Annotated in this window: 17 protein-coding genes; 11 read left to right on the forward strand and 6 right to left on the reverse strand. The window is 60.6% G+C overall.

The genetic code is table 11. The features are described from left to right. Positions 1-65: 65 nt before the first annotated feature. On the forward strand, positions 66-1673 hold the full coding sequence (locus KW840_RS04765) for a hypothetical protein (protein WP_218494579.1): 1608 nt from the start codon (positions 66-68) through the stop codon (positions 1671-1673). Positions 1674-2190: 517 nt separating this feature from the next. Here KW840_RS04765 and KW840_RS04770 read toward each other — a convergent pair. Genes KW840_RS04770 through KW840_RS04785 form a run of 4 tightly spaced genes read right to left on the reverse strand, consistent with a single transcriptional unit; the run spans position 2191 to position 6973 of the window. Beyond that, entirely contained in the window at positions 2191-3216 is a 1026-nt protein-coding gene (locus tag KW840_RS04770) for a DUF2955 domain-containing protein (protein WP_057712666.1), read from the reverse strand. Continuing rightward, entirely contained in the window at positions 3206-4324 is a 1119-nt protein-coding gene (locus tag KW840_RS04775) for an HlyD family secretion protein (RefSeq protein ID WP_218494580.1), read from the reverse strand. The genes KW840_RS04770 and KW840_RS04775 overlap by 11 nt, the downstream gene beginning before the upstream one ends. Beyond that, positions 4317-5828, reverse strand: coding sequence for an efflux transporter outer membrane subunit (locus KW840_RS04780; protein ID WP_218494581.1), 1512 nt, complete (start codon positions 5826-5828; stop codon positions 4317-4319). The genes KW840_RS04775 and KW840_RS04780 overlap by 8 nt, the downstream gene beginning before the upstream one ends. Positions 5829-5842: 14 nt before the next feature. Beyond that, positions 5843-6973 carry an AI-2E family transporter gene (locus tag KW840_RS04785; RefSeq protein ID WP_057712669.1) on the reverse strand — a complete coding sequence of 377 codons (1131 nt, stop codon included), beginning with the start codon at positions 6971-6973 and terminating at the stop codon, positions 5843-5845. A 582-nt stretch (positions 6974-7555) separates the two neighbouring features. On the opposite strand from KW840_RS04785, the gene KW840_RS04790 reads away from it, so the two are divergent. The 5 genes from KW840_RS04790 (at position 7556) to KW840_RS04810 (ending at position 14708) form a co-directional block, all read left to right on the forward strand. Beyond that, positions 7556-8458 carry a LysR family transcriptional regulator gene (locus KW840_RS04790; RefSeq protein ID WP_218494582.1) on the forward strand — a complete coding sequence of 301 codons (903 nt, stop codon included), beginning with the start codon at positions 7556-7558 and terminating at the stop codon, positions 8456-8458. 119 nt (positions 8459-8577) lie between these two features. Beyond that, positions 8578-9204 carry a glutathione S-transferase family protein gene (locus KW840_RS04795; RefSeq protein ID WP_090452253.1) on the forward strand — a complete coding sequence of 209 codons (627 nt, stop codon included), beginning with the start codon at positions 8578-8580 and terminating at the stop codon, positions 9202-9204. A gap of 63 nt (positions 9205-9267) precedes the next feature. After that, positions 9268-11298, forward strand: coding sequence for a pyridoxamine 5'-phosphate oxidase family protein (locus KW840_RS04800; RefSeq protein ID WP_218494583.1), 2031 nt, complete (start codon positions 9268-9270; stop codon positions 11296-11298). Positions 11299-11407: 109 nt separating this feature from the next. Beyond that, positions 11408-12604, forward strand: coding sequence for a DUF3142 domain-containing protein (locus KW840_RS04805; protein WP_218494584.1), 1197 nt, complete (start codon positions 11408-11410; stop codon positions 12602-12604). Next, entirely contained in the window at positions 12591-14708 is a 2118-nt protein-coding gene (locus KW840_RS04810) for a hypothetical protein (RefSeq protein ID WP_218494585.1), read from the forward strand. Before KW840_RS04805 ends, KW840_RS04810 begins: the two co-directional genes overlap by 14 nt. 3 nt (positions 14709-14711) lie before the next feature. Here KW840_RS04810 and KW840_RS04815 read toward each other — a convergent pair whose 3' ends face one another. Beyond that, on the reverse strand, positions 14712-15341 hold the full coding sequence (locus tag KW840_RS04815; protein ID WP_090452245.1) for a LysE family translocator: 630 nt from the start codon (positions 15339-15341) through the stop codon (positions 14712-14714). Positions 15342-15486: 145 nt separating this feature from the next. Here KW840_RS04815 and KW840_RS04820 point away from each other — a divergent pair, with 145 nt between their 5' ends. Next, entirely contained in the window at positions 15487-15960 is a 474-nt protein-coding gene (locus KW840_RS04820; RefSeq protein ID WP_007969928.1) for an Lrp/AsnC family transcriptional regulator, read from the forward strand. A gap of 112 nt (positions 15961-16072) precedes the next feature. Here the strand turns inward: KW840_RS04820 and lpdA are convergent, their stop codons facing one another. Next, positions 16073-17473 (reverse strand): dihydrolipoyl dehydrogenase, encoded by a 1401-nt coding sequence (gene lpdA, locus KW840_RS04825; RefSeq protein ID WP_218494586.1) that lies wholly within the window; start codon positions 17471-17473, stop codon positions 16073-16075. A gap of 214 nt (positions 17474-17687) precedes the next feature. Between lpdA and hflK (KW840_RS04830) the strand changes: the two genes are divergently transcribed. From hflK (KW840_RS04830) to KW840_RS04845, 4 genes are read left to right on the forward strand one after another with little or no spacing between them, the layout of a single operon-like run. Beyond that, on the forward strand, positions 17688-19643 hold the full coding sequence (gene hflK, locus KW840_RS04830) for a protease modulator HflK (protein ID WP_218494808.1): 1956 nt from the start codon (positions 17688-17690) through the stop codon (positions 19641-19643). Continuing rightward, positions 19640-20683 carry a protease modulator HflC gene (hflC, locus tag KW840_RS04835; protein ID WP_218494587.1) on the forward strand — a complete coding sequence of 348 codons (1044 nt, stop codon included), beginning with the start codon at positions 19640-19642 and terminating at the stop codon, positions 20681-20683. The genes hflK (KW840_RS04830) and hflC overlap by 4 nt, the downstream gene beginning before the upstream one ends. Beyond that, positions 20680-21738 carry a protease modulator HflK gene (gene hflK / locus KW840_RS04840; RefSeq protein ID WP_218494588.1) on the forward strand — a complete coding sequence of 353 codons (1059 nt, stop codon included), beginning with the start codon at positions 20680-20682 and terminating at the stop codon, positions 21736-21738. The genes hflC and hflK (KW840_RS04840) overlap by 4 nt, the downstream gene beginning before the upstream one ends. Then, complete coding sequence (locus tag KW840_RS04845) at positions 21735-23645, forward strand: cation-translocating P-type ATPase (protein ID WP_218494589.1); 1911 nt, start codon at positions 21735-21737, stop codon at positions 23643-23645. Before hflK (KW840_RS04840) ends, KW840_RS04845 begins: the two co-directional genes overlap by 4 nt. The last annotated feature ends 195 nt before the right edge of the window (positions 23646-23840 follow it).

Here is a 23840-nt window from a genome sequence, read left to right on the forward strand (position 1 = left end):
GCCCGCTGTTTATTTCCGATTAGGGCAGCAAAGGATTCGAGTGTGACCAACTTAAGGAGAGGATTGTGCTGAAGAGCCGTAATGTTGCCGGGATTGAGATTTTTCGAGCCAGTGCTGCACACGAGGAGCGCGTATACAAAAGAATCAAGGGGGCTGTCTTCGAAAACTTCAGTCCGGGTCGGTACACTGACAAGGCTGTCATCGTCGAAATCGTGAACCTGATGTTCAAAGAGTATTACGCCATCTTGGATGAATACTTGCCTAAGGTCAGCCCGCGGGAGTTTGTCACCTATCTGGCGTCCGAATACGAGCGCTACGGTCAGGTTTCCGTTGCTCACAAGCTCAACAAGCTGTCCGAAGATGAAGAAAACTTCTGGCAGCCGTATGCGCTGTATGCCAGAAGGGGCATTAAGCATGTGCTGGAGCTGCTGTGCCGCTCCAATATGGCGGCTGGCAAGGTCGCCAAAACCCAAGCCGAGCAGGAAGACGCGATCTCGATGGTCTTCATTGCGGTTGAAGAGTTGGTCAGCCTGTACATGAGGAGCGACAATTACAGGGGCTTCTTGGACGAAGTTACGCTGACGCTCGATCCGAGCCAGTTCACGTACTTCCATGTGGAAGAGGATGGCAAGCTCAGGTTTGACATTCGTGAATCGGTTCGTGACTTTGAAAAATACGTGCCGTCTCCCATGTTCCTCCAGAACACGGACGCGCACGCCGAGATCCTGGACGCAAGCTTCGTCGAGACCCTTGGCCTGAGCTACAAGGATACGCTGAGCACGCTTGGGTGGATCATCGACTACTTTAGCGACAAGCAGAATCCCGAAGCGCTGGGCATGTTCGAATGGAAAGAAGCAATCGAAACGATCGCCCTGAATTTCCGTATCACTTCAGAGCAGGCGGAGCTGCTCCTCAATGGTTTTTGCCTGAGCGCGCAAACCATGGAGGATCGGGAGCTGTTTCGTCCAAAACAAGAGTATCGCGCGTACAAGCGAGCTTTCTTCAAATATCCCGTTGATGGCGTTGACTGGGTATTTTTTTCCCGGCGCATGGCGCTGGAGTGTCTAAACATCCTGATCGCTGACGTGTCTTTCAGAAAACTGCCGCCCGAGTGGCAGTCCGTGAGCGTGAAAAAGGCACTCGACGTCTTGTCACTTAAAGCTGGCCGGTGGTTCGAGCATGTCGTAGAGCGGAATCTCGAAACCTTGGGCATTGCCGGATCATCTTCGGTTAAGACCTTGTCGCTCGGTAGCGGCCAGACGTTGAAGATTCCATCTGAAGTGGGTGAGATTGATTTCCTTGGCTTTGATGAAGCGCAAAAATTGCTGGTGATCATCGAGGTTAAGCAGGTCGGGTTCTCGACCGAGCCTCGAATGTTCCGTGATGATCAGTCTAAGTTCATCGATGGCTCGAGCAGCTATAGCGCTAAGTTCATCAAGAAATATAACTGGGTGCTGGAGAACGTGGAATGTGTGGAAAAACACTTTGCCCACAAATTCAATCTGGACACCAAGCTTGAGCAGGCTGGCTACGCGATGGTCACGTTGTACCCGACTATCGTGTCCACCAAGATTAAGGACTTCTCCTGCGTGTCGATCAGTGAGTTTATGAGCAGATCCCACAGCAGCGACGCCTGGCCGTTCAGCAAAAGCCGACTGAAAAAACCGGAGTGACGAAAAGGCTCCGCCTATGCGGAGCCATTCTCCGTGGCTACCAGTATTGCGGACGGTGTTACATCCCGGGGCCGTGCTCCGGGACCTACGTGCGAACCCACACGCAGGTGGCGCCATTGCTCACAAATTTGCGGGAGAGACCACGCTCGGCCATCCGCACATGTAGTTGAAAGCTCGCAAGTGCGCAGGTACTCGGCCGTCACCGGAAGTTCCGGGCTTACTAAGCCCTAGCATTACGTCAACAAGCGAAGAATTGAACAGACGATGCCCGTTAGCACTGAGCGGGTCTTTGTCAGCGGACAAGATCATTTCTAGGTGTTAAGAAATGTTTAAAATCAGTAGGTTAGGTGTTCGCGACAGATTTTATTTGCTAGGCCATCCGCTAAACCCTCGAGAAATGGGGGGGGCGACAGTTTTTATTTCTGCTTTCCCCGCCGGCTAGCCCCTGTGTTTGCTGGGCTAGATGCGACAGTTTTTATTCCGTAGGATCACCCCTTCTCAGGGGGTTTTTCTGTTTCTAGGCGGTCGTAATTCGACGCTCCCGCCGCATGTCCAGCAGATGGACCATGACACAGGCGTACAAGGTCACCAGTATGAACAGGCCCATGCGGATGGCGAAGGCGGTGTAGACGTCCTTGCCCGCCGCACTGTCCTGTACCGATTGGCCGAGCAGAATGATCAGGGTCGCCAGGCTGTTGAGCCAGAAACTCGGTGGTTGTCGAGTCATGGCCACACCGTAGAGTTTTCTGGCCACCAGCAAACCGAACAGCAGCATCCACAGAAAGAACATCCACAGGTTGACGAACAGGCTGAGTGCGCACCAGAAAAGAATTGCCATCAGGCCACCGAGCAGGGTCGAGCCGAGCAACTCCTGGCCGGCGGTGCGGGCACTGGTCGCGCAGCTTTGTTGGCCGAGGCTGACGGCTTTCATGATGATCGGCAGGTAGCTGGCCGGGTCGATCATGGCCAGCAGGAAAGTCGGCAGTACCACCAGCGTGGCACGTAGCGCCAGCCAACTGCTTTCGGTTGGAGTAAGGCTCGGGCCGGGTTTGGCCGCGGGGGCACTGGCGGGGTCGGGAAACAGCCAATGGCTTATGGTCAGCGTGGTGACGGCAAGGAACAGCCCCTTGACCAGGGCCACGATCACCTCAAGCGCCAGGGCGAATTCAGCGGTTCCGGCCGAACTGATCAAGGTCAGGCCCACCACCAGAAACGTCGCCACCAGCGGGTTGCCGCCGCGCAAGCCATAACCGAAGGCCAGGAACAGGCATAGCCCTACCAGCAGCACACCGCTGAACGGGTAGTAACGCAGCAGGGGAATGAGCAACAGGCCGGTCCCGGTGGTCAGCATAAGGATCAGGATCAGGCCCAGGCTGGCCTTGAACGGCAATGGTCGGTTCATCGCTGCCAGCATCATCAGCGCCAGCATCGGAGAGAGGAACGGGATGGGCAGGGCCAGACCAAAGCTCGCCGCCAGGCACAGCGCCGTGCCGAAGCTCAGGCGCAGGGCGCGCTGAACCCGGGGCGGGCGCTCAATACGCATAGGACATCCAGCTCATCAGGCGCAGGAACAGGCGACCCAGGATATTCAGTGGGTTACTTTCACTCGGAAATGCCATGACTTCGGCCTGCCCGCCGGACCGGATGCCTTGCGGGCTGGTCAACTCACCGGGCTCGAACTCGATGATCACCGGAAAGCGCTGGGCAGGGCGTAGCCAGTCGCGGCTGTTCTCCACTTTCGGCAGGCTGCCCGGCTGGGTGGTCTGGCCGATATCGACGCCATAGCCGACGCTACGCACATGGCCTTTGAAAATTCTCCCCGGCAGGGAGTCGAGGACGATGGACACCGGCGTCCCGGGCTGGACACTTCCCAGATTGTTTTCGGTCATGTCGGCGCTGATCCACACATCGTGGATGGCGATCTGGGTCATCACCGGCGCACCGGCGGAAGCAAACTGGCCGACGTCGGTGCGCAAATCGGTAATCAGGCCGGCCGAGCGCGCGTGGACCTTCGTATTGCTCAAGTCCAGCTCGGCTTTTTCAAGGTTGCTGGCGGCGCTGAGCAACTGGGCGTTTTCGTCTTCGTTACCGCCCTGTTGTTCGCGCGCACGTTGCACTTCGGCCTTGGCCGCGGCGACCTGGCTGATGGATTCTTCCAGGGTGGCGCGGGATATCTCCAGGCGTCGCAGCGAGATGGTGCCCGGGTCTTCTCTGTACAGGCGTTCAAGCCGCTGGATGTCCTGGCGTGCCTTGAGCTCGTTGGCCTGGGATGCACGCAGTGATGCTTGCTTGGAGTCGACACCGGCGGTGTTGGCGCCCACCTGGCGACGGGTCGACTCAAGGTCGGCGCGAGCGCGATCGACGGCAATCTGGTACTGCTCCGGGTTGACTTCAAACAGCAATTCGCCAGCCTTTACGTCCTGGTTGTTGCGTACATGCACCTTGGTCACCCGGCCGGATACCTCGGCGGCCACCGGTACAATGAAGGCCTGCACCCGTGCCTGTTGCGTGTAGGGGGTGTAACGGTCGGCCATCAGGTACCAGACCAGACTCAGGATGATCAGCAGCACCACCCAGTTGATCGCTTTTTTCGCAGGGTCGGCGGCAGGTGTCGGGGCTTTCTCGGCGGCCGGTTGTTGGCTGTCAGTCATTGGCACTTTCCTTCGGTTCGTCGAGCAGATCGCCCCAATCGGTCCGTTCTTGCATTTGTTTGCGGGTGGCCGGGTCGATCATCGGCTGGTCGCTGTACCAGCCTCCGCCCAGAGCCTTGTATAGGGCGATCAGGCTGTTGACCGCGGTGCCACGGTTGACCAGGTAGATATCCTGTTGGGCAAACAGGGCCCGCTGGGCATCCAGCACGCGCTGGAAATCGGAATAGCCTTCGCGGTATTGGGCATTGGCCAGGGTCACCGAACGTTCGGCGGCCACCGATGCATCGCTGAGGATCCGGTCGCGCTCCAGTGCTTTGATCAAGCCGGTCGCGGCGTCGTCCGCCTCGCGTGCCGCCTGGCGCACGCTGTCCTGGTAGATAACGATCAGTTGCTGCAAGCGCGCATCCTGCACGCGGACGTTGTTGGTGATCCGGCCGTGGTCGAAGATGTCCCAGCGCAAACTGGGGCCGGCCACCATGTCCAGGGTGTTGGATGCACCGCTGAGCGAGCTGGCAGACCAGACGATGCTGCCCAGCAGGCTGATGGAGGGGTACAGGTCAGTCTCGGCCACACCGATCAACGCCGACTGCGCCGCCACTTGCAACTCGGCAGCACGAACATCGGGGCGCCGCACCAGCAGGTTGGCCGGCACATCCTGCAAGACCGCAGTATCGAGCAGCGGCACTAAGCCGGTGTTGCGATTGAGGTCAGGGATCGAGCCGGGTGGCTGGCCGATCAGGGTGGACAACGCATTGCGCAAGCTCGCCACCTGGCTCTCGAAATCCGGGATGGTACTGAGTGTGCCCAGGTACTGGGTCTTGGCTTGTTGCAGATCAAGTTCGGCTTCGGCCCCGCTGTTGAACAGGCGCTCGGTGATCTCGTAGCTGCGTTTTTGCAATTTGGCGTTACTGCGGGCGATGGCCAGGCGTGCCTCGGCGGTGCGCAAGGCGTAGTAGTTTTGCGCCAGTTGCGCGTGCAACAGCACCAAGGCATTTTCATAGTTGGCCTGGGCGGCAAACCAGGATGCGTCCGCCGACTCGATGGCACGGCTGAAACGCCCCCAGAAATCCAGCTCCCAGCCGATATCGAAACCAGCGCTGTATTGCCAGAAATGCGTGTCCTGAGGGTTGGCGCCGCCCGATTGTCGACGGTTCAGGTACAGGCTGTCGGCGCTGGCCTGCTGCAATTGCGGGTAGCGTCCACTCAGGGCGATACCCAATTGCGCCCGGGACTCCATGACCCGCAAGCCAGCGAGGTGCAGGTCGGCGTTGTGGGCATCGGCTTCGGCCATCAAATGGTCCAGCACCGGGTCGTTGAACACGCGCCACCATTGGCGGCTGTCAGGTTGCGCGTGTTGTTGGCCGGCGACCTCCAGGGCCGGGCTGTTCCAGTGGTCGACCCAGGGCTGGGCCGGCGACTGGAAATCCGGGCCCAGTTGTACACAGCCCCCCAGGACGACGGTGCCACAGAGCAGAAGCCGGCTGATGCGAGCAGGGCGTGGCATCAAGCGCAAACTCCTCAGACAGGACGCTGATCGTTCAACGCCTCGATCTCGGGTGTCTCATTCATTAGCTCGGCAGACGGTTGGTCCTGGACCCATTGCCAGAACAATTGGTAGCCCACCGCCAGCGCCACCGGCCCGATGAACAAACCGATGAAGCCGCCGCTTACCATGCCGCCCAGGGCGCCAATCAGAATCACCGGCATCGGGACATCGACGCCACGACCCAGCATCAACGGTTTGAGGACGTTGTCGGCCATCCCGGCAATCAGGCTGTAGATGCCAAACACGACGGTGGCCAGGCTGGTCCCTTCGGTGGCGAAGACAAAAGCGATCACCGGAAGGGTCACCAGCAGTACCGGCAATTGCATGATCCCCATCAACAGCGCCACCATGGCCAGTAGCCCGGCACCGGGGACACCCATGAGCACGAAGCCCACGCCGACCAGCAACATCTGAATGAACGCGATGCCCACTACGCCCTGGGCGACTGCGCGGATGGTTGCAGTGCAGAGCACGGTAATGCGTGGCCCACGCTCTGGTCCGGAAAGACGCGAGGTGATGGCCAGGGCGCTTCTTTCGCCGTTTTCGCCATAGGCCATGAACACGCCGGCAATGATCAGGGCGCCAATGAACAACAGAAAGCCCACGCCAACATCGGCCATTTTGCCCAACAAGGTCAGGCCGACGGACTTGATATAAGGCATCAGCTTCATGAGCACGCTGCTCATGTCGGTGGCGGCCTGCATCCAGTAGCCATAGAGCGGCTCGCCTATGAGCGGCAGGGAAGCGATTTTTTCGCTGGGGAGCGGAATCTGCAACGTATCGGACTTGAGGACCGCCAGGGTGCCCTGGACCGATTCACTGATCGAGGTGCCCAGCAGGTAGATCGGTACCATCAGCAAAGCCAGGGCGACCACCACGATCAGGGTGGCGGCACGACCGTCCTTGTTGACCAGCTTGCGCTTGATGAGCGCATGCAGTGGATACAGGGTGATGGCCAGAATCATTGCCCAGAGCATCAGGTTGAGGAAGGGGTGGAAGATCTGGAAGCAGAACAGTACCAGCACCGTAATCAACCCGGCGCGAATCAGTACATCGAGCAAACCACCGGACAGTGCTCTAGCGGAAATGTTAGTGCGCAACATTGTCGAACTCCTTGCTGTGTCACACAGGTTAGCCAGGCCGTTGAAGTTCAACTCTTCCCTACTAAGTGAATCCATAAAGCAGGATCGACGGGCAGCCGTCAAAGCGTTAAAAACCGATAACGCCTTACTTTAAGTAGAGAAAACTTCAATGAGGTACCTACCAAAAACCCAATAGGTAACAGGTGGTTTGTAGTATAGGAGCAGTCGTATATTCCGCCTGTTTATACAGGCTGGAATCCTGCTGCAGTTGATGGAGTCCGCTGCGAGCCCTTGACTGAAGCGGTTTGGAAGCTGAGCCAATGGCTCCTTTTTCTCTACCGGGCATTTGCCGTTGCAGCGGGCTGATCAGAATAATTGCCAACAGTCGCACCCCTCGCAAGAAAATAATCGTCATTAATTATCAATAATCCCCGGTCCGCTTTTTGAGGTTTGTGACACGCTTGGTTTTTACGGTGCAGGCGCTACAGTGCAGTAGCCCATTGATTTACCTGATGGTCTGGCGCCCAACTATGTTGTTGAACATTTGCGCTTAACATTCCGGCCTTCGGTTGCGGTTTATCTATCTGAAATGAGGACAGTCCCATGGACCGCTTCCAGGAAATGCAGGTCTTCGCTGCTGTCGCCAAGGAGCAGGGTTTTTCGGCGGCGGCGCGGGGTTTGGGTCTGTCGGCGGCCAGCGTCACCCGAGCGGTCGCGGCGCTGGAGAAGCGAATAGGCACACAACTGCTCACGCGTACGACGCGCAGCGTTTATTTGAGCGAGGCTGGTCAGCGATATCTGGAGGATTGTCGGAGAATTCTCGCCGAGGTGCAGGAAGCCGAGGACTCGGCAGCGGGCAGCCATATCCATCCCCGTGGGCAACTGACCATCACCGCACCGGTCTTGTTTGGCGAGCTGTTTGTCACGCCGTTGATGGTGAATTATCTGACGCAATTCCCCGAGGTCTGCATCAACGCGCTGTTGGTGGACCGGGTGGTGAGCGTGGTCGAGGAGGGCGTCGATGTGGCCATCCGCATTGGCGAACTCCCTGACAGCAACCAGCATGCGATCCGCGTGGGGGACGTGCGGCGGGTGATCTGCGCCTCGCCACAGTTTCTCGCCAGCCATGGTCGGCCCCGACATCCCCGGGAACTGGCCCAGGCGCCAATCATTGCGACATCGGCCATAGGCCAGTTGCGGAGTTGGCCATTCATCGAAGACGGCGAAACCTTGAGCGTGCGGGCTGAACCGCGACTGGTGGTGACGGCGAATCAGGCAGCCATCACGGCGGCCAGTTTGGGGTTAGGCTTCACGCGGGTGCTGTCTTATCAAGTCGCGAACAAGGTGGCTGCCGGAGAGCTGGAAATCATTCTGGCGGACTTCGAACTGCCGCCGTTGCCCATCCATGTGGTCTATCAGGGCGGACGTAAAGCACCGGCCCGGGTGCGCAGTTTTGTTGATTTCGCGGTGAACACGCTGCGCGAGCATCCGGCGCTCAGGCGTTGAGTTATTTCATCCGGTGAAATAATTGATTGCGTTTGCTGGTGATTCTGTTGTTTTGGTCGAGGGTAGAAGATACGACCCATCTCTCCCCTGAACAGCACCACTCACCCGAGGTGTCGACCATGCAAGCGATCAAACTCTACAACTTCCCACGTTCCGGCCACGCTCATCGTGTCGAATTGATGCTGTCCCTGCTGAAACTGCCGACCGAATTGATCTTCGTTGACCTCGCCAAAGGCGAACACAAGCAACCGGCGTTCCTCGCGCTCAATGCTTTCGGTCAGGTGCCGGTGATTGATGATCAGGGCGTGGTGTTGGCCGATTCCAACGCGATTCTGGTTTACCTGGCGCAAAAGTACGGCAACGGTCGCTGGCTACCGGCTGATCCGGTAGGGGCCGCCAAGGTCCAACGCTGGTTGTCGGTGGCTGCCGGTCCGATTGCCTTCGGCCCTGCCCGGGCAAGATTGATTACTGTGTTCGGCGCGCCTTACAACGCTGCAGAAGTGATTGCCTATGCCCATACCGTACTCAAGGTAATCGATCACGAATTGGCCGATACGCCGTATCTTGCCGGCACTGATCCGACGATTGCCGACGTCGCCGCCTACAGCTACATCGCCCATGCGCCTGAGGGCAATGTGTCGCTGGACGAGTACACCAACATTCGTGCCTGGCTGGCCCGCATCGAAGCCTTGCCGGGTTTTGTCGGCATGCCGCGCACCGTCGCCGGCCTGCAAAAAACCGCCTGATGCTGGTGGCCCGGTGTTGCCGGGCCGCCCCGTTCTGCGCCACAGGCGCAAGGGAGCAGCCGTATGGACCGTTCACCCTGGCATGCCGGCGAGAAACAATTGCAGGCGCATGTGGGCGTTGCCGAACGAATGGAGGCGTTCGGTCGTAAGGTGATTCGCAGCGAGATGCCGGACCAGCACCGCACCTTCTATCAACAATTGCCGTTCATGCTGTACGCAGCGGTGGATGCCGACGGTCATCCCTGGGCCAGTGTCCTTGAAGGCCAGCCCGGTTTCGCACACTCGCCAGAACCTGGTTTGCTGCAATTTCGCAGTCTGCCGGCCTTTGATGATCCCGCGCAGTTGAGCGAAGGCTCGGCCATCGGACTGCTGGGCATCGAGTTGCACACCCGCCGCCGCAACCGCATCAATGGGCATGTCAGTGCCATGACCATGGATGGTTTCGCGGTGACGGTGGACCAGTCCTTCGGCAATTGCCCGCAGTACATTCAGTTGCGCCAGTTTCGCTCGGTGCCGCTGACCTATCCTGCGACCCGTGCCGCCCAGCATTTCGGCGAACTGGATGACGCGAGCAAAGCCATGATCGCCGAGGCGGACACCTTTTTCGTTGCCAGTTATGTGGACGTCGACGGTGAACGTTCGGTGGATGTTTCTCACCGCGGCGGTCAGGCCGGTTTCGTACAGGTGGAAGGCAATCGCCTGACCATTCCGGATTTCGCCGGCAACCTGCATTTCAACACCTTGGGCAACCTGCTGCTCAATCCCCGGGCCGGGTTGTTGTTCATCGATTTCAATACCGGTGATTTGCTGCAACTCAGTGGGCGCACCGAAATCATCCTGGACGGTCCTCAGGTCGAGGCGTTCCAGGGGGCCGAGCGCCTGTGGACGATCGATGTCGAGCAAGTGGTACGTCGTCCGGCTGCCCTGTCGTTGCGCTGGCGCTTCGACGGCGTTTCACCCACCAGTTTGCTCACCGGTACCTGGGAGCAGGCCAAGGCGCGTTTGCAGGCCAAGGCCCTGGGCGATCAGTGGCGGCCGTTGCGGGTGACGCGGATTGAAGCGCAAAGCCACAGCATTCGCTCGCTTTACCTGGAGCCCGCCGACGGAGCGGGGTTGCCACTGTTCCAGGCCGGGCAGCATTTGCCTTTGCGCTTCAACATTGATGGCGATGTGCATATCCGCACGTACAGTTTATCGAGCGCACCGTCCGATGATTTTTTCCGCATCAGCGTGAAGCGTGACGGACGGGTGTCTACGCATTTGCATGAGCAGATTCGTGTCGGCGACCTGCTGGAGGCGCGGGCGCCGCAAGGGCATCTCACCGTGGCGCCCCATGAGCGTCGACCCTTGGTGTTGTTGGCGGCCGGGGTCGGCATCACGCCGCTGTTATCGATGCTGCGGGAAGTGGTTTACCAAGGGTTACGCACCCGCCGTATCCGGCCGATATGGTTCATCCAGAGTTCGCGCACGCTGGCTGACCAGCCATTTCGCCGCGAACTGGATCGCTTGCTCGAGGATGCCGGTGACGCGGTGCGGGTAGTGCGTTTGCTCAGTCAACCGGAAGCCGAGGCGATACAAGGAGAGGACTTCGACCTCAGTGGACGGATCGACGTCGCGCTGCTCAAGGATCTGCTGACAGTCGAGGACTACGATCAGCCGGATTTTGTGGTCTGCGGTCCCGGGAGTTTTACCCAGGCGTTGTACGACGGCTTGCGCGAGTTGGACATTCGCGATTCGCGGATTCACGCCGAAACCTTCGGCCCGTCCACCTTGCGCCGGCGACCGGACCCCGATGCGGTGGTCATCGAACAACCGCCAGCCGCCACCACGTCCGTGCCCGTGGTGTTCCAGCGTTCGGCCAAGGAGGCGCGCTGGCAGCCAGACGGCGGCAGTTTGCTGGAGTTGGCGGAAAGCCGTGGCCTGCGCCCGGAATTCAGTTGTCGCGGCGGCTCCTGCGGCACCTGCAAAACGCGCTTGATCAGCGGTCAGGTGCATTACCCACTGCCGCCAGCGGAGGTGCCGGATGATGGACAGGTGCTGATTTGCTGTGCGATTCCGGCGCAGGGCGCGCAACCGCTGGTACTCGATATCTGAATATCATTTCAGGCGAACATTGCCCGCCGGTCGATGGCTGGGTAGGGTAGTGAGCAGAACGAAAAAGGGCCGCAGAGGCCCTTTCTGCATTTCAGGAACAGGCGTTTCAATGGTTTTTTTCACTCGCTCGATGGTCTTGCTGATGGCGCTGGCGCTCACCACCGGTTGCGAAAGACAGGATGCACCGCCGCTGGATCAACAGCTTTACGTCTGGCAGCGGCAGTGGACGCCGGCCCACGACGCTGCCCTCAGGGATAGCCGCGCCGACTTTTCGACGTTGCGGGTGCTGGCCTTGCAGGCCTTTCCAAACGCGGGCTGGAGTCGGGCCCGGATTGACCCGGCACTGCTCAAGCGCGATGGCCGGCCGGTGATTGCGGTGATTCGCCTGGATGGGCAGCTCAAGGCGCTGGATCAGGATGAGATCACAGCGCAAATCCGGCAGGTGATCGGCGACTGGCAGGGACAGGGGCTGAACCTCGCCGGGGTGGAAATCGACCACGATGCCGGTAATGCCCGACTACCGGCCTACCGCCAATTTCTCGCGCAGTTGCGCGGAGCATTGCCGACTTCGCTGGTACTGAGCATCACCGCGTTGCCATCCTGGCTCGACAGCCGCGAACTGCCGGCGCTGTTATCCACAGTCGACAGCAGTGTGTTGCAGGTGCACGCGGTGAGCGATCCGCGTCGTGGCTTGTTCGATGCGGATCAGGCTCGGCAATGGGCGAAGGCCTGGAGCCGTATCACGACGAAACCGTTCTATCTGGCGCTGCCGGCCTATGGCGTGGCGTTGCTGCCCTCGGCGGGTGGCGCGCCCGTTGTGGAAAGCGAAGTGACGGTGGAGCGTGAAGGACTGCGTCGGGAATTACTTGCCGACCCTCAGTCATTGCACACCCTCGGCACCGAGTTGCGTGCCGATCCACCGAAACATCTGGCGGGCCTGATCTGGTTTCGCCTGCCATTGGCCAACGACCGTCGGGCCTGGAGCTTGACCACTTTGCTCGCCGTGGCGCGTGGTGATGTCCTCGACAGTCAATTGAAACTGAAACTCTCGGCCGACAATGGCCTCTATGACATCGGCATCAGCAACCAGGGCAATCTCGACAGCGCCTGGCCCGAACGCCTGACACTGGCGGTCAGCGGTTGTGAGGGGGCCGATGCCTTGGCCGGTTACGCGTTGCAACAGCGTCCGGATCTGCTTACCTTCACCCGCCTGCGTGATGGCCGAATACCGGCCGGCGGGCAGCGTGCCGTTGGTTGGGCTCGCTGCGCACACATTGATCAAGGAGGTTCGAATGTTCACCCGTAACTGGCCGCGTCATTTGCTTTGCCTGAGCCTCAGCCTGCCGCTGGGTTCGGCACTGGCCTGCGGCCCGGACTTCCCCATGCGCCTGCTGGATAACCGCGGCCAGTCGCTGGCGGAACTGCCGGAAGGCAACTTCAGCTTCGAAATCAGCCGCCTCGGCCACGCCATCAACGGGTTGAAGAACGTCACCGCTGGCGTTGACTACACGGATGTACCTGACGCTGTAGCGCTGCGCGATCAAGCCGAGCAGGCGGGACTTTCCGCCGAGCAACAGGTGCTGGTGAAACACTTGCGCAGCCTGACCGATGCCCGCCAGGTTGAAAGCGAGGGCGCGCAACTGCCGCCTGAGCTCAGGTTGTACCTGGCCGGCGCTGTGGCATTTGCCGCGGGTGATCCTGCCTTGGCCGCCGGGTATTTCAAGAAAGTGCTGGCCCTGCCCGCAGAGCAACGGGCCTCGCGCAGTACCTGGGCGGCTTACTCGTTGGGTCGAGCGTTGTTCGTCATGAGCGCCGAAGCCAATGCGGCTCCGGATCTGCTCGAACAATCCCGCGACGCCTTCGAGCAAACCCGGCAACTGAGCATCGACGGCTTCAGTGATCCACTGGAACTGGGTGTCGCGAGCCTCGGTGAAGAAGCCCGGGTGGTGCGCACCGCTGGCGACTGGAACCGCGCCATCGAGTTGTACGCCACGCAGAATCTGCACGGCTCCGCGGTGGGCTACACCTCGTTGAAGCTGTTGATGGCGGACCTGATGACGCTGCCGGATGATCAAGTGGCCGAATTGCTCAAGGGCCAGCCAGTGCAGCAATTGGTGACAGCATCGCTGATCAGTCGGTTGGGGTGGTCGTTCGGTGATCAACCGCCCAACGAACAGAAAATGATCAAGCTGCTGCAAAACAGTACCCGTGGCAGTCTCGAAAACGCCGACCGCCTGGCGGCGATGAATTATCAACAGGGTGATTACGCCAGCGCCAAGGCTTTCCTCGAACAGGCTGGCGATGGTGGGTTGGCCTGGTGGTTGCGGGCGAAACTGGCGGTGCGCGAGGGCGATAAGAGCGCGGCCGCCGCAGCCTATGCCAAAGCGGCGCAGGCCTTCCCGCAGAATGAATCCTGGGGCGAGCGCCGCACACCGGACTTCGATTACGAAACGCTCCAGCCCAAATGCCGGGTCGAGGGTGAAAGTGCGATCCTGGCCCTGCAACGCGGGGATTACCTGCAAGCCTTCGATCAGCTGTATCGCAGCCAGAGCATCTACTGGTTCGACGCCGCCACCGTTGCCGAGCGCGTGTTGACCCTCGAAGAACTCAAGCACTACGTAGACACTCAAGTGCCGGCCCCGCCGCTGCTCAGCCAACAGGACCGCGACAACTACGTGCCCTTGCCGGTGGCGGCGAGCCTGCGCAATCTGCTGGGCCGTCGGCTGTTGCGCGAGGGACATTACGAGCAGGCGCCGGCGTACTTCGACAATGACGGCTTGCGGCACAAGGCAAAGCTGTATAGCGAGCAACGTCTGGCGGCTGATTCAGCCTGGTGGCCGACCCGTCGCGCCGCTGCTCTGTTCAATGCGGCCTGGACGGCACGCGAGTGGGGCATGGACATTCTGGGCTATGAAATGGCGCCGGATTACGCCACGTTCGGCGGTAACTACATTCTCGAAAACACCGAACTCAAGGTCGGTCCTTTGGTGGCCGAGGACGAAGTGAAGCGCCAGCAGGCCAGCGCTGCCCAGCCTGATCAGCGTTATCACTATCGCTTCGTGGCCACCGCGCTGGCGAGCAAGGCGGCGGATAACTTGCCTCACACCAGTCAGGCGTTTGCGGCGGTGCTGTGCGAGGCGTCGGGGTGGAACAGCAGCCTCGAAGAGCAAAGTGCGATATATCAGCGTTATGTCAAAGAAGGGCCTTACGTGGAATGGGCCGCCGATTTCGGCCACCAGTGCCCGTACCCCGACTTCGAAAACGCCGACAAACGCTACGTGACCCAAGTGACCGACGCTGCGCGTTCGGCCTTGCGACCGTACAAGATGCCTTTACAGGTTGGTAGCGTAGTGGTGTTCGCGGCAGCGGCGCTGTTGATGTTCAAACGCCGCCGCCGCAAGGCGCAGTGAGGTTCAAGCCTGTTGCACAAAGGTCAGCCGCACAGCGAAACCGATCAACAGGCTGCCGAACAACCATTGTTGCAGGCGCTGGGCTGAGGGGCTGCTTTGCAGCCAACGGCCGAGTGCGGCGCCGACCAGGGCGTATGCGCTGTCGAACAGCAACCCGACACTAACCAGCACCACGCCCAAGGTCGCAAATTGCCCGAGCACCGGCCCAGACTGTGGGTCGATGAATTGCGGTAGCAGCACCGAGCAGAACAGCAGTGCCTTGGGATTGAGCAGGTTGGTCAGCAGTCCGCGTCGGATGGCTGCGCCCCAGCGCGGTTTTTCGCCGGTTGTGTCGGCGCTGGTGAGGCTCGGCAGCATCGTGGTTCGCAGGCACTGAATGCCGATCCACAGCAGGTACGCGGCACCGGCCAGGCGTACCACGTCGAAGGTCCAGGGTGCTGCCTTGAACAGTGCCGCCAGCCCCAGCGCCGCCAATGCCACATGGCAACCCCGGGCAATGCCCAGGCCCACGGCCGTGGCCAGCGCAGCGCCTTTGCCTTGGCGGGCACCGGTCTGCAACAGCAGGATCATGTCGGGCCCCGGCAACAGGTAGACCACCGCTAGTGCCATGAAAAACAGCCAGAGACCTTGCATGTTGCACCCCATTCGTTGTCGATTTGGTCGTGCCAGTCTAGGGCTGAAGGGCGGGGCAGGTGCTTGCGTTGTCAGCTTCTATCGGGTCATGTATTGGCATAATCTGCCACTTAATCAAGATTGAACCATCAGGATCTGCCAAACCATGAAACTCGACGCCTACGACCGCAAGATTCTCGCCGCACTGCAACGGGATGGCCGCTTGAGCAATGTGCAACTGGCAGACGAGATCGGCCTGTCGGCATCGCCTTGCTTGCGCCGGGTTCGGATGCTTGAAGAGGCGGGGGTGATTCGCGGCTACCAGGCCAATCTGGATCGCGACGAAGTGGGGTTGGGGCTGACGGTGTTTGTCGGGGTCAAGGTCGAGCGTCATAACGATGAGCAAGCAGAAGCCTTCCGCCTGGCGGTGACGGCATTGCCGGAGGTGATTTCGGCGTTTCTGGTGTCGGGAGAGTCGGATTTTCTGCTGCAGGTAGTGGTGCCGGACTTGCGTGCCTATGACCGGTTTCTCACCGGGCGTTTGCTGAAGTTGCCGGGTGTGAGCGACATCCGCAGCAACTTTGCGATTCACACGGTGAAGGCGCCGGGGGCGTTGCCGTTGGAGCATTTGCCGCTGTAGACCGAGTTGCCTGCCATCGCGAGCAAGCTCGCTCCCACAGGTACAGCGCAAACCATGTGGGAGCGAGCCTGCTCGCGAAGGCGATCGATCTGTCACCCAAGTCCTCTGGGTCTTACATCTGCGTCGCCATCCCCTCCACATTCATCGCCGCCTGGCGCAAGGCCTCGGAGCGAGTCGGGTGTGGATGGCAGGTCAGGGCGATGTCCTCGGCCGAGGCGCTGAACTCCATGGCCACGCAATACTCGCCAATCATTTCACTGACGCTCGGACCAACCAGATGCACGCCGAGGACTTCGTCCGTGCGTTCATCGGCCAGCACTTTGGCGAAGCCTTCGGTCTCGTGGTTGATCTTCGCCCGGCTGTTGGCGGTAAAGGGAAACTTGCCGACCTTGTACGCCCGACCTTCAGCCTTGAGCTGCTCTTCGGTTTTGCCGACGCTGGCCAGCTCCGGTTTGGTGTAGACCACACTGGGGATCAGGTTGTAATTGACCTCGCCAGCCTTGCCGACCATCTGCTCGACGCAGGCCATGGCTTCGTCCTCGGCCTTGTGGGCGAGCATGGGGCCGGAGGTCACGTCACCAATCACCCAGATCCCGGCGGCTTCGGTGCGATGTCCTTTGTTGGCGAGCATGCCGCGCTTGTCCGTGGCGAGGCCGACGTTCTCCAGGCCCAGGCCCTGTGTATAAGGTCGGCGCCCGATGGCCACCAATACGTAATCCGCTTCCAGTAGCTCGGCGGCACCGCCTGCGGCAGGCTCGATGCTGAGCTGCACGCCGGTGGCGGAGGAGGTGGCGCTGGTCACTTTTGAACTCAATTTGAAACTCAAGCCTTGTTTGCTCAGGGAGCGCTGCAGGGTTTTGCCGGCTTCGATGTCCACACCGGGGCAGATCCGGTCGAGAAACTCGACCACCGTTACCTGTGCCCCAAGGCGTCGCCAGACCGAACCCAGCTCCAGGCCGATCACGCCGGCGCCGATCACTACCAGATGCTTGGGCACCTCGGTCAGCGCCAGGGCACCGGTGGAGTCGAGGATGCGTTTGTTATCGATATCCACGCCGGGCAGGGGCGTAGGCTCGGAACCGGTGGCGATGATGATGTCCCTGGCACTCAGTTCGGTCTTGCCGCCGGCGCTATCGGTCACCGTGACTTTGCCCGGCCCGTCGATGTGGCCCCAGCCTCTGATCCAGTCGACCTTGTTCTTGCGGAAAAGAAACTCGATGCCCTTGGTCAGCCCGGTAACGCTTTCATCCTTTTGCTTCATCATCTGGTTGAGGTTGAGCACGGGTTTGACTTCGATCCCCAGATTGGCGAATTCCGCGCCCTTGGCCGCGTCGTACAGTTCGGAGGCATGCAGCAACGCCTTGGATGGCATGCAACCGACGTTCAGGCAGGTGCCGCCGAGTGTGGCGCGTCCTTCCACGCAGGCAGCTTTCAGACCCAGTTGTCCGGCGCGGATCGCCGCGTTGTAACCGCCGGGGCCACCGCCGAGTATCACGACGTCATAAGTGCTCATGGATGTACTCCTGGATCGAATGGGGAAGGGATGGGTAAAAGTAGTTCCTGAGTAAAATTACGAACGTAATATGTGCGTTCTGTCGCATTTCGGTCAAGGCTTCAGCCAAGTGACAGGTTGGGCATCTTTAGATAGCGCGCTCGAGTACGAAAATTTCACCATTTTCGTTATATCGTAACGAATTGCCATGCAAGCGAAGACATTCTGGGGTGGTATGCAAGTCGATCTCGATGTTGATGAAACGCCGTTAGCCGGGTTGCCGCGCTTTCAGCAGGCGTTCATTCAAGGGCGGCGTTTGCGCCAGTTCGCCATCGGTGCGGGCGTGCTCGCGACGGTAGGTGTGCTGCTGGCGTTTTTTGCCGGGCTGTTTTCTTCGCAAACACTGTGGCCGGCGTTGCTGCAGAACCTGAGCGCGGCGTCTGTGGTGTTGATGGCCGGTTTGCAATCGGCCTGGTGGATAACCCAGTGGCGTGCCCGCGCCATGAATCCCGCAGTGCCATTTGTTGTCGACGAGTCTGTCGCGCCTTCGGGGTGGTATGAGCGTTTGCTGGACCGGATCAGCCTGCAATCGCAGCACCTGCTCGGGCAAATCGGCGCGCCAACGCTGTGGCTTGGTAGCTGGGCATTGTTGGCGGTATTGGGCGTCGAACAGGCCTGGAACCTCACATTGCCCCCGGCAGCGCTGGGGCTGGCAGCCACTGTCGGGGCAGCGTGCTTCTTGCTGTTGGCGTTCGGCCTGTTGGTGATGGAGCGTCATCTGGCGCAGGAAAACACCGCGCAATGGCCTGAAGCCGCTACGTTGGCGCAATTGATCCGTGTGGTGATCATCAGCCTGGCACTCGGTGCTTTTTGCCTGTTGTTTGCCGATGAAACCTCGGTATGGCCCGTACGCCTGGCGGTGTTGATTGGACTGCTGCCGGGGCTGGTGGCGGCAGAACTGTTGCTGCGCGCGGTGTTGTCATTGTTCAGCCCGCGCCGTGAACGTCTTGAGCCAGAGCTACTGGCGCGCAGTTTTATCGCTGACATGTTGCGCTGGCCACCACAGCCATTGCTGGCGTTGCAGCACGAATTGCATAACCGCTTCGGCATCGACCTGCGGCAGATCTGGGCCTTCACTTACATGCGTCGGGCCTTCCTGCCGGTGTTGGCGGTGGTTGCACTTGTTGGCTGGTCGCTGACGGGCATTCACGAAATTGCCCTGCAAGAGCGTGGCATCTATGAACGATTCGGTAAGCCAGTGGAGGTGTTTGGCCCGGGTTTGCATATGGGATTGCCTTGGCCATTGGGCCGGGTGTTGAGCGTCGAGAATGGCGTGGTACACGAGTTGGCCACCAGTGTCGGCGAATCCTCGGCCCCCGCTCAGGCCGACCCCGCCGAAGGCCCGGCCCCGGCAGTTGCCAATCGTCTGTGGGACGCCAGCCATGTGAACGACAAGTCCCAGGTGATCGCCAGCAGCCGAGCCGACAAGCAGAGCTTTCAGATCGTCAACATGGACGTGCGTTTCGTCTATCGCATTGGTTTGAGCGATGAGGCGGCGTTGGCCGCGACCTATAACAGTGCCGATGTACCGATGTTGATTCGCAGCACCGCCAGCCGAATCCTGGTTCACGACTTCGCCTCGCGCACTCTCGACGGATTGCTTGGCGAGGACAGGGTAGGGCTGGCTGAAGAGATCGGCCGCGCGGTTCAGGTGGACCTGCAAAAACTCGACAGCGGCGTGGAAATTCTCGCCACGGTGGTCGAGGCGATTCACCCCCCGGCCGGTGCAGCCAACGCCTATCACGGCGTGCAAGCGGCGCAGATTGGCGCGCAAGCCTTGATCGCCCGTGAACGTGGTGCCGCTGCCGAAGCTACCAATCAGGCGCAGTTGCAAGCCAGCATCGCCCGCGATCAGGCGACGGCCAGCGCCCGCGAAATCAATGCTGGCGCCCAGGCAGCGGACCTGAAATTCAACGCCGAACAAAAAGCCTATGCCAGCGCCGGTCAGGCCTTTGTGCTGGAACAGTATTTCAGTCAGTTGTCCCAGGGTTTGGCCAACGCCAGATTGCTGGTTCTCGATCATCGTCTGGGTGGCAGCAGCAATGCGCCGACCATCGACCTCCGTACGTTCGCGCTGCCGGTTGACCCTGCGCCGTCGCGTAAAACCGCTCAGCCAGGAGCTGCCAATTGAGCCAGTCCCATACTCACGATCACGATCACGATGACCACGGCGGCCACGATCACGGCCATGGCGGGCACCATCACCACGGCCATCATCATCACGGCGATCCGCAGGAGGCCGGTCCATTCCCATGGCGTCGGATGGGGTGGGCGGCATTGCTGGTGGCGTTTGCGGTCGCTGCCGCGAGCCTGGTGCAGGTGCGCTCGGGTGAGGCCACGGTGATCACGCGCTTCGGCAACCCCTCACGGGTCTTGCTGGAGCCGGGACTGGGCTGGCGCTGGCCGGCACCGTTCGAAGCAGCGATCCCTGTGGATCTGCGGCTGCGTACCACGTCCAGCGGTTTGCAGGATGTCGGCACACGGGACGGTCTGCGCATCATCGTTCAGGCCTACGTGGCGTGGCAGGTGCAGGGCGATCCGGACAATGTGCAACGTTTCATGCGCGCGGTGCAGAACCAGCCCGATGAAGCCGCGCGGCAGATTCGCACCTTTGTCGGCTCCGCGCTGGAAACCACCGCCAGCAGTTTTGATCTGGCGAACCTGGTCAATACAGATGCCAGCCAGGTACGCATCGCCGATTTCGAAACACAACTGCGCAAGCAAATAGATCAGCAGTTGCTCACCACTTATGGTGTGCGCGTGTTGCAGGTCGGTATCGAGCGATTGACGCTGCCTTCGGTGACGCTCACCGCGACAGTCGACCGGATGCGTGCCGAGCGCGAAACCATCGCTACTGAGCGCACGGCCATCGGCAAGCGTGAAGCCGCGCAAATTCGTTCCGCCGCCGAGCGTGATGCGCGAATTGTGCAGGCCGATGCCACAGTGAAAGCAGCAGATATCGAAGCGCAATCGCGCGTCGAAGCGGCGCAGATTTATGGCCGCGCCTACGCGCAATCGCCGCAGCTCTACAACCTGCTGCGCTCGCTCGACACCTTGGGCACGGTGGTGACGCCAGGAACCAAGCTGATTCTGCGTACCGACGCCGCACCGTTCCGGGTCTTGGTTGACGGTCCGCCGAGCCTCGACAACAAGTCCGGATCGCAGCCATGAGTTTGGTTCCACGTGGAACAAATGAGTTGAGCAGTCCCTGGATTCAGGCCGGGCGCTTGGCGTTTCTCGCCCTCTACGCGGTGACGGTGTTGGCGGCATTGGCGTGGGCGTTTTCCAATGTGCGGCAGATTGATCCGCAGAATCGCGCGGTGGTTTTGCATTTCGGCGCGCTGGATCGCATTCAGAATGCCGGATTGTTATTGGCCTGGCCGCAACCGTTCGAGCAGGTGATTTTGTTGCCGGCGGCGGATCGGGTGATCGAGCGCCGAGTGGAAGGCTTGTTGCGCAGTGGTGCCGCGATGCAGGCAGATCGCGTGGCCAGTTTTGCCACACCCATCAGCGATGCCCTCGCAGGTTCCGGCTATTTGTTAACGGGGGATGCCGGAGTGGTGCAACTCGATGTGCGGGTTTTCTACAAAGTCACCGAGCCCTATGCATTCGTGCTTCAAGGCGAACACGTGTTGCCGGCACTGGATCGTCTGGTGACCCGCAGTGCGGTCGCGCTCACGGCCGCACGGGATCTGGACACTATCCTGGTCGCTCGCCCGGAATTGATCGGCGCTGATAGCCAGGCGGCGGAACGGCGCGAGCGCTTGCGTGGCGATCTGGTGCAGGGTATCAATCAACGGCTGGCCGAACTCACCGCAACGGGGCAGGGCTTGGGGATCGAAGTGGCGCGGGTCGATGTGCAATCGAGTCTGCCCAGCCCTGCGGTGAACGCTTTCAACGCGGTACTGACGGCCAGCCAGCAAGCCGATAAGGCCGTCGCCAATGCGCGCACCGAAGCCGAGAGGTTGACGCAGACCGCCAACGAGCAAGCCGACCGTACGCTGCAAGTGGCCCATGCCCAGGCGAGCGAACGACTGGCCAAAGCCTCGGCAGATACCGCCACAGTATTGAGCCTGGCCAAGGCTCAGCAGCAGGGGACTGACCCGCAAATGCTGCTGCGCATCTATCGCGAGCGGATGCCGAAGATCCTCGGCCAGGCCGGCTCCGTCACGACGGTCGACCCTAAAGACGATTCCCGCCTGATCATTCAGGGAGCTGCACAATGACCGCTCAAACCGCCGCCGTACCGAGCCTGTTGTCATCGGCCGAACAGCGCCGCGCCGCGCGCCAGTTGACCCTGGCCATGCTCGCGTTGGGCCTGCTCGCGCTGGGCTTGATCTGGCGTTGGCTGGCGCCGGAGCAGACTGGTGTCAGTCAACTGCTGCTGGGTTTTGCTTCGTTGCTGGTCGCCGTTCCGGTCATGCGTTCAGCCTGGTACAGCCTGCGTTATCCAAGCCTGCACGGCATCACCGATCAATTGATCGCCCTGGCCATGCTGGGTGCCTGGGCCACCGGGGATCTGCTGACGGCGGCCCTGTTGCCGATCATCATGATCTTTGGCCACGTGCTGGAAGAGCGTAGCGTGATCGGTTCCCAGGAGGCGATTCATGCCCTCGGCAAACTGACCCGCAGCCACGCACGCAAGGTTCAGGCGGACGGCTCCATCATCGAAGTCGACAACGGCACGCTCAAGGCGGGCGACCTGGTCGAGGTACGTGCCGGGGACAGGGTGCCCGCAGATGGCCGGGTGTTGTCCGGCCAGGCCAGCCTGGACACCGCCTCCATTACCGGCGAATCGGTACCGATGGAGGCGGGCGTCGGCATGTCGGTGTTCGGCGGCGCGATCAACCTCGACGGTCTGCTACGGATCGAAGTGACCCGCACCGGCCAGGAATCGACCCTCGGCAAAGTCATCGCCCTGATGCAAAACGCCGAGCGCTCGAAACCGCCGATCACTCGTCTGCTGGAGCGTTACGCGGGCAGCTATATGGTGCTGGTGTTGCTGCTGGCGGCGGTGACCTGGTTCATCACCAACAACGCTCAAGCGATGCTTGCGGTGTTGGTGGCGGCCTGTCCTTGTGCGCTGGTGTTGTCGGCGCCGGCCACGGCGATTGCCGGGGTTGCGGTAGCGGCACGCCACGGGATTCTGATTCGCAGTTCTGCGTTCCTTGAAGAGTTGGCGGACCTGACTTCGCTGGTGGTCGACAAGACCGGGACGCTGACCTTCGGCACCTTGCGCCTGCAATCCATTGACAGTCCGCTTGAGGATCGCAGCCATGTCCTGAAACTGGCTGCCAGCCTAGGTTCGGCCAGCAGTCACCCGGTCAGCCGTGCGCTGGCGGGGTTGGTGACCCAGGAGCATTTCCTGCTGCTTACTGACATCCATGAGCGCCAGGGCCTGGGCGTGGTGGCGATGACCGGGCAGGGCGAAGCGGCGCTCGGCCGGCCGGAGCTGTTCGCGCAATTGGGCATCAGTACAACGGAGGTTCCCGATCACGACGGTCCGATTGCCGGGCTGGCGCTCAACGGTGAATTTCTCGCCTGGTTGTTGTTGGCCGACAGCGTCAAACCCGAGGCGCAATTTGCCTTGGGTGAGTTGCGCGACCTCGGGTTGGGTCGCCAGGTGTTGCTCACCGGTGACCGGCACAGCGTCGCACAAACGCTCGCCCGGGAGGTCGGGATCAGTGATGTCGAAGCGCAGGCCCTGCCCGAAGACAAACTGAAGCGTGTGCTCAAGGAAATCGACAGCGGTTTCCGGCCGATGGTGGTCGGCGATGGGATCAACGATTCCCTGGCCCTCAAGGCTGGCGTGGTGGGTGTCGCCATGGGCGCGGGCGGTGCGGACATCGCCCTGGCATCGGCGGATATCGTGCTGATCGGCAGTGACCTGCGCCGCCTCGGTACTTGCGTGCGCCTGAGTCGTCAGTGCCGCCAGACGTTACAGGTGAATGTGATCATCGGGCTAGGTTGGACCCTGGCGATCGTGGCCTTCGCCGCGTTCGGCTGGCTTGGCGCTGCCGGGGCGATGATTGCGGCGTTGCTGCACAACCTCAGCACCTTGCTGGTGTTGGGCAATGCCGGTCGTTTGCTGCGGTTCCAGGAGCCACTGCTCAAGCTCAAGGATGAAGCCTGAAGGCGAATTCTCTAAACCGGGTAATCACGGGGCTTCAACTTTTTAGAACTGTGCGCCCGGTTCGTAGTCTTTGAAGATGAGGGCACATCATTTTGTGCGTTCGCGGCGGCCGGTTCTGGCGTCGCGAATCATTGAAAACGGCTATTAATTCGATAGCCAGCTATTTTTCAAAGATGGTCTACCCTCTGTTTAGAC

The sequence above is a fragment of the Pseudomonas sp. PDM30 genome (genome assembly GCF_019218985.1).
Taxonomy (GTDB): domain Bacteria; phylum Pseudomonadota; class Gammaproteobacteria; order Pseudomonadales; family Pseudomonadaceae; genus Aquipseudomonas; species Aquipseudomonas jessenii.

What these genes read in the sequence shown, in the direction of transcription:
- KW840_RS04780 (WP_218494581.1), bottom strand. Translation starts at nt 5,828, where the DNA reads ATGCCACGCCCTGCTCGCATCAGCCGGCTTCTGCTCTGTGGCACCGTC.
- KW840_RS04795 (WP_090452253.1), top strand. Translation starts at nt 8,578, where the DNA reads ATGCAAGCGATCAAACTCTACAACTTCCCACGTTCCGGCCACGCTCAT.
- hflK (WP_218494588.1), top strand. Translation starts at nt 20,680, where the DNA reads ATGAGTTTGGTTCCACGTGGAACAAATGAGTTGAGCAGTCCCTGGATT.
- KW840_RS04775 (WP_218494580.1), bottom strand. Translation starts at nt 4,324, where the DNA reads ATGACTGACAGCCAACAACCGGCCGCCGAGAAAGCCCCGACACCTGCC.
- KW840_RS04810 (WP_218494585.1), top strand. Translation starts at nt 12,591, where the DNA reads ATGTTCACCCGTAACTGGCCGCGTCATTTGCTTTGCCTGAGCCTCAGC.
- hflK (WP_218494808.1), top strand. Translation starts at nt 17,688, where the DNA reads ATGCAAGTCGATCTCGATGTTGATGAAACGCCGTTAGCCGGGTTGCCG.
- KW840_RS04770 (WP_057712666.1), bottom strand. Translation starts at nt 3,216, where the DNA reads ATGCGTATTGAGCGCCCGCCCCGGGTTCAGCGCGCCCTGCGCCTGAGC.
- KW840_RS04805 (WP_218494584.1), top strand. Translation starts at nt 11,408, where the DNA reads ATGGTTTTTTTCACTCGCTCGATGGTCTTGCTGATGGCGCTGGCGCTC.
- KW840_RS04790 (WP_218494582.1), top strand. Translation starts at nt 7,556, where the DNA reads ATGGACCGCTTCCAGGAAATGCAGGTCTTCGCTGCTGTCGCCAAGGAG.
- KW840_RS04820 (WP_007969928.1), top strand. Translation starts at nt 15,487, where the DNA reads ATGAAACTCGACGCCTACGACCGCAAGATTCTCGCCGCACTGCAACGG.
- KW840_RS04785 (WP_057712669.1), bottom strand. Translation starts at nt 6,973, where the DNA reads ATGTTGCGCACTAACATTTCCGCTAGAGCACTGTCCGGTGGTTTGCTC.
- KW840_RS04845 (WP_218494589.1), top strand. Translation starts at nt 21,735, where the DNA reads ATGACCGCTCAAACCGCCGCCGTACCGAGCCTGTTGTCATCGGCCGAA.
- lpdA (WP_218494586.1), bottom strand. Translation starts at nt 17,473, where the DNA reads ATGAGCACTTATGACGTCGTGATACTCGGCGGTGGCCCCGGCGGTTAC.
- KW840_RS04800 (WP_218494583.1), top strand. Translation starts at nt 9,268, where the DNA reads ATGGACCGTTCACCCTGGCATGCCGGCGAGAAACAATTGCAGGCGCAT.
- KW840_RS04815 (WP_090452245.1), bottom strand. Translation starts at nt 15,341, where the DNA reads ATGCAAGGTCTCTGGCTGTTTTTCATGGCACTAGCGGTGGTCTACCTG.